At 60.6% G+C, this 660-nt stretch carries 1 protein-coding gene; it reads left to right on the top strand.

Features of this window, described 5'->3' with window-relative positions:
- The first annotated feature begins 206 nt into the window (after nt 1–206).
- On the top strand, nt 207–569 hold the full coding sequence (locus EP380_RS23405; RefSeq protein ID WP_127601236.1) for a hypothetical protein: 363 nt from the start codon (nt 207–209) through the stop codon (nt 567–569).
- Nucleotides 570–660 lie beyond the last annotated feature (91 nt).

Genomic DNA, 660 nt, shown 5'->3' on the forward strand with positions numbered 1-660 from the left:
ATCAATCGCATCGGACGCAAATACGGGTGTCACACGTGCGGCACGAAGGATCCGGGGACACCGAGGTCAAACTTCATTGGAGACCATCAGGATCCAACGGGCTTGAACACTACCGGTCGCGCTGGGAGGATTTTCCCCCACTGCTTGGCCTGTAGCCGACGCCAAGGTGGATTTGTTGCATCGCTGGTTAGGGTAAGGGGCGGAAAATGAGATCGATAAGGTTTGCTCCATCCAACTCGATCGTGTTCGTTGAAGACGCCAGCGGTGGCGAACCGCCTGAACGCGACAGTGATGCCCTGGTTCATGCCAGCCCGTCCTGCGTCTCAGTCGGCTGCTATCCGGAAATCGATGGCGAGACGGAAATCGCCCTGGGTCCAGTCGAGGAAGCGCCCGACGGATTAGACTTGGTTTTTGAGGGTGCCGTCGCGACGCCGACCCGAACCCTGGCGGTCAACACGGTCATGGCGGAGGAACTGCTTGGGGCCGCTGTTCCCGAAAAGACGACGCGACTGCGTATCTGGGTTGATTATCAGACCTGGCCGAAACGTGTCGTCATCGGTTGGCGGTAGGTCGCGAGGGCGCGGCCGGGCTGCTGGAACTGCAGCGCATGGGGATCGGGCCGGGTCCATATGCCAAGGAATCGCTGCCGGCGCGCAGTTC

This window comes from Nitratireductor alexandrii (genome assembly GCF_004000215.1).
Taxonomy (GTDB): domain Bacteria; phylum Pseudomonadota; class Alphaproteobacteria; order Rhizobiales; family Rhizobiaceae; genus Mangrovimarina; species Mangrovimarina alexandrii.

Bases quoted from the DNA above. Each gene is read 5' to 3' on its own strand.
- EP380_RS23405 (WP_127601236.1), top strand. From the start codon at position 207: ATGAGATCGATAAGGTTTGCTCCATCCAACTCGATCGTGTTCGTTGAA.